Origin of the sequence: Amnibacterium sp., assembly GCF_025463795.1 — a bacterium.
GTDB lineage: Bacteria > Actinomycetota > Actinomycetes > Actinomycetales > Microbacteriaceae > Amnibacterium.
In genome coordinates, this window is sequence record NZ_JAODBE010000130.1 from 1 (window position 1) to 3,895 (window position 3,895).

Annotated in this window: 4 protein-coding genes; 2 read left to right on the plus strand and 2 right to left on the minus strand. The window is 70.9% G+C overall.

What is annotated here, in order from left to right; translation table 11 throughout:
* Both dhaL and dhaK read right to left on the minus strand, forming a co-directional pair.
* Positions 1-471 (minus strand): dihydroxyacetone kinase subunit DhaL (dhaL, locus tag JWQ92_RS11600; RefSeq protein ID WP_297344619.1); only part of this gene is annotated, 471 nt, incomplete at its 3' end.
* A gap of 10 nt (positions 472-481) precedes the next feature.
* The gene (dhaK, locus tag JWQ92_RS11605; RefSeq protein ID WP_297344620.1) at positions 482-1,483 is read right to left on the minus strand and encodes a dihydroxyacetone kinase subunit DhaK; all 1,002 of its coding nucleotides are present in this window, start codon (positions 1,481-1,483) and stop codon (positions 482-484) included.
* Positions 1,484-1,682: 199 nt separating this feature from the next.
* On the opposite strand from dhaK, the gene JWQ92_RS11610 reads away from it, so the two are divergent.
* Together JWQ92_RS11610 and glpK are read left to right on the plus strand one after the other, a co-directional pair.
* Entirely contained in the window at positions 1,683-2,420 is a 738-nt protein-coding gene (locus JWQ92_RS11610) for an MIP/aquaporin family protein (RefSeq protein WP_297344621.1), read from the plus strand.
* A gap of 42 nt (positions 2,421-2,462) precedes the next feature.
* Positions 2,463-3,895, plus strand: a 1,433-nt coding sequence (gene glpK / locus JWQ92_RS11615) for a glycerol kinase GlpK (protein WP_297344622.1), incomplete at its 3' end; no start/stop codon positions are given.

Here is a 3,895-nt window from a genome sequence, read left to right on the forward strand (position 1 = left end):
GGCGAGCACGGCGGCGGGCTCCTCCCCCGCGGCGGCCGCGGCCGCGGCCGCGTCGACCGCGGGCGTCCAGGCGTCGATCATCGTCTTGTCCCCGGGCGCCGCCTTGCCGCGCAGCACGACACCGTCACGCGCCGCGGTGAGCAGCGCGACCACGGCGCCGCTGTCGAGCTCGGCAGTGTCGCCGATCGCTCCCGCGGCCTTCAGGTACGCCGTGCCGAGCAGCGGTCCGGACGCGCCTCCGACCGTCGAGATCAACGTCGTCGCCACGAGCTTGAGGACCCCGCCCGGGGTCCCGGGCTCGGCCGCGTCGAGCTTCGCGAGCACGGCCTTGAAGCCGCGGTCGAGGTTCTCCCCGTGGTCGCCGTCACCGATCTCCCGGTCGAGGGCGGAGAGCGCAGCGCGGTGCTCCCCCACCGCGGCCGCGCTGCCCCGCACCCACGCGAGCGCCCAGTCCGTCGTCAGTGCCGCCATGGTCCCGCCGTCACCGGCCCCAGCGGAGCGCGGCGGTCTGCACGGGCGCGTCCCAGAGGGCCTTCATCTCGTCGTCGAGCTTCAGCAGGGTGATCGAGCAGCCCTGCATGTCGAGGCTCGTGACGTAGCTGCCGACGAGGCTGCGAGCGATGTGGATGTTGCGGTCGCCGAGCAGCTGCGCGGCCGCGTCGAACACGATGTAGAGCTCGAGGAGCGGCGTGCCGCCCATGCCGTTGACGAACAGCAGCACGTCGTCGCTGGAGGTGAACGGCAGGTCCTCGAGGATCGGCTCGAGCAGCCGCCGGACGATGCCGTCGACCGGCTCCCACTCGATCCGCTCCCGGCCGGGCTCGCCGTGGATCCCGATGCCGATCTCGATCTCGTGGTCGGAGATGTCGAAGCTCGGGGTGCCCGCGTGCGGCACCACCGGGGCGGTCACGGCGACGCCCATCGAGCGCACGTTCCCGTTCACGCGCCGCGCGATCGCAGCGACCGCCGCGAGGTCGTCACCGCGCTCGGCGGCGGCCCCCGCGATCTTCTCGATGAGCACCGTTCCCGCGACCCCGCGCCGCCCTGCCGTGTAGAGGGAGTCCTTGACGGCGACGTCGTCGTCGACGACGACGGTCTCGATCTGCAGGTCCTCGGCGGCTGCGAGGTCCGCGGCCGTCTCGAAGTTGAGCACGTCGCCCGTGTAGTTCTTCACGATGTGCAGCACGCCGGCGCCGCCGTCGACGGCCTTCGTGGCCTCGAGGATCGGATCCGGCGTGGGCGAGGTGAACACCGCCCCCGGCACGGCCGCGTCGAGCATCCCGTAGCCGACGAAGCCGCCGTGCAGCGGCTCGTGGCCCGAGCCGCCACCGGAGACCAGGCCGACCTTGCCGCGGACCGGGGCGTCCGCGCGGACGATGATCGGCGGGTCGCCCTGGACCCTGAGCAGCCCCGGGTGGGCCTGCGCGACACCGGCGAGCGCGTCGGCGACGACGGTCTGCGGGTCGCGGATGAGCTTCTTCATCGAATGCCTCCAACATGCGGCGGACGCCGCGTCCGAGGCCGACTCTACGACTCGGCGGGACGCCCCGGAACGGGAGTTCCGCGGCGGCGGATGGGGGTCGGACACCGCCGGGAGCGGTCCGCGCCGCCGGGAGTATGGTGACGCTCGGACGGCGGCGCGCTGGGGCTCCGCCGCATCAGGACTCGAGGAAGAGGCTGGCGTGACCGCGTCGTTAGGTGCTCAATTTCTGTCCGAGGTCGTCGGTACGGCGATGCTGGTGCTGCTCGGTGGCGGCGTCGTGGCGACGGCCATCCTGACCCGCAGCAAGGGCCTCGGGGGCGGCTGGCTGCTCATCAACTTCGGCTGGGGCCTCGCCGTCTTCGCCGGCGTCACGGTGTCCTACGCCTCCGGCGGCTACCTCAACCCGGCGGTCGTCGTCGGTGCGCTGGCGGCCGGGACGTTCAAGGGCGGCTTCGGCGTCGCACTGCTCTACATCCTCGCGGAGCTGATCGGCGCCTTCGTCGGCGCGGTCCTCGTCTGGCTCGCGTTCAAGCGCCACTTCGACGAGGAGACGGACCCGGGCACCGCCCTCGGCGTGTTCTCGACGGGACCGGCCATCCGGGCGCTCGTCTGGAACCTCGTCACCGAGATCATCGGCACCTTCGTGCTCGTCTTCGTCGTGATCGCGTTCGGCAAGGGCAGCACGCCCGCCGGTCTCGGTGCGCTGCCGGTCGCCCTGCTCGTCGTCGGTATCGGCGCCTCGCTCGGTGGCCCGACCGGCTACGCCATCAACCCCGCCCGTGACCTGGGTCCGCGCATCGCGCACGCGATCCTGCCCATCCCCAACAAGGGCACGAGCGACTGGTCCTACGCCTGGGTCCCGATCGCCGGCCCGCTGATCGGCGGCCTCCTCGCCGGCTGGCTGTCCTACGTCCTGCTGCCCGTGCTGCAGCACTGACCCCGAACAACCCACATCCACATCAGGAACGAAGGAGTACCTGTGGCCGACTACGTCCTCGCCATCGATCAAGGAACCACATCCACCCGCGCCATGGTCTTCGACCACTCCGGCAAGGTGGTCTCGACCGGCCAGCTCGAGCACGAGCAGATCTTCCCCCGGGCCGGGTGGGTCGAGCACGACCCGGAGGAGATCTGGCGCAACACCCGCGAGGTGATCGGCCAGGCCCTGTCCCGGGCGGACATCACGCGCCACGACATCGCGGCCGTCGGCATCACCAACCAGCGGGAGACCACGGTCGTCTGGGAGCGGGCGACCGGCAAGCCGGTCTACAACGCGATCGTCTGGCAGGACACCCGCACGCAGTCGATCGTCGACCGCTTCGCGGCGGACGGCGGGGTCGATCGCTTCAAGCAGAAGGTCGGCCTGCCGCTGTCCACCTACTTCGCGGGCACGAAGATCGTCTGGATCCTCGAGAACGTCGACGGGGCCCGCGAGAAGGCCGATGCCGGTGAGCTGATGTTCGGCACGACCGACAGCTGGGTGATCTGGAACCTGACCGGTGGCGTGGACGGCGGCGTGCACATCACCGACGTCACCAACGCCTCCCGCACCCTGTTCATGGACCTCGCGACCTGCTCATGGGACGAGGAGATCCTCGGCATCCTCGGCATCCCGGCCTCGATGCTCCCCGAGATCAGGAGCTCGTCCGAGGTCTACGGCACCGTCGAGTCGTCGAGCCTGCTGCGGGAGGTGCCGATCGCCGGCATCCTCGGCGATCAGCAGGCCGCGACCTTCGGCCAGGTCGCGTTCGAGCCGGGTGAGGCGAAGAACACCTACGGGACGGGTAACTTCCTGATCTTCCCGACGGGCACCGAGATCGTGCACAGCACCAACGGGCTGCTCACGACGATGGCCTACCGGCTCGGCGACGGGGAGCCGCACTACGCGCTGGAGGGCTCGATCGCCGTCACGGGTTCACTGATCCAGTGGCTCCGCGACAACATCGGCCTCATCGGCAGCGCCCCCGAGATCGAGCAGCTCGCCAAGACGGTCGAGGACAACGGCGGCGCGTACTTCGTGCCGGCGTTCTCCGGGCTGTTCGCGCCCTACTGGAAGTCGGAGGCGCGTGGCGCCCTCGTCGGCCTCACCCGGTTCGTGAACAAGGGCCACATCGCCCGGGCCGCCCTCGAGGCGACCGCCTTCCAGTCGAAGGAGGTCATGGACGCGGTCAACGCGGACACCGGCAACCCGCTGAAGGAGCTGAAGGTCGACGGCGGCATGGTCCAGAACGAGGTGCTCATGCAGTTCCAGGCGGACATCCTCGGTGTCCCCGTCGTCCGGCCGGTCGTCGCGGAGACGACCGCGCTCGGCGCCGCGTACGCCGCGGGGCTCGCCGTGGGCTTCTGGAACGACCTCGGCGAGCTGCGCGCGAACTGGCAGGAGGGTCAGCGTTGGGAGCCGGCCATCGACGA

Excerpts from the sequence above, each read along its gene's own strand:
- dhaK (WP_297344620.1), bottom strand. The coding sequence starts at position 1,483 with ATGAAGAAGCTCATCCGCGACCCGCAGACCGTCGTCGCCGACGCGCTC.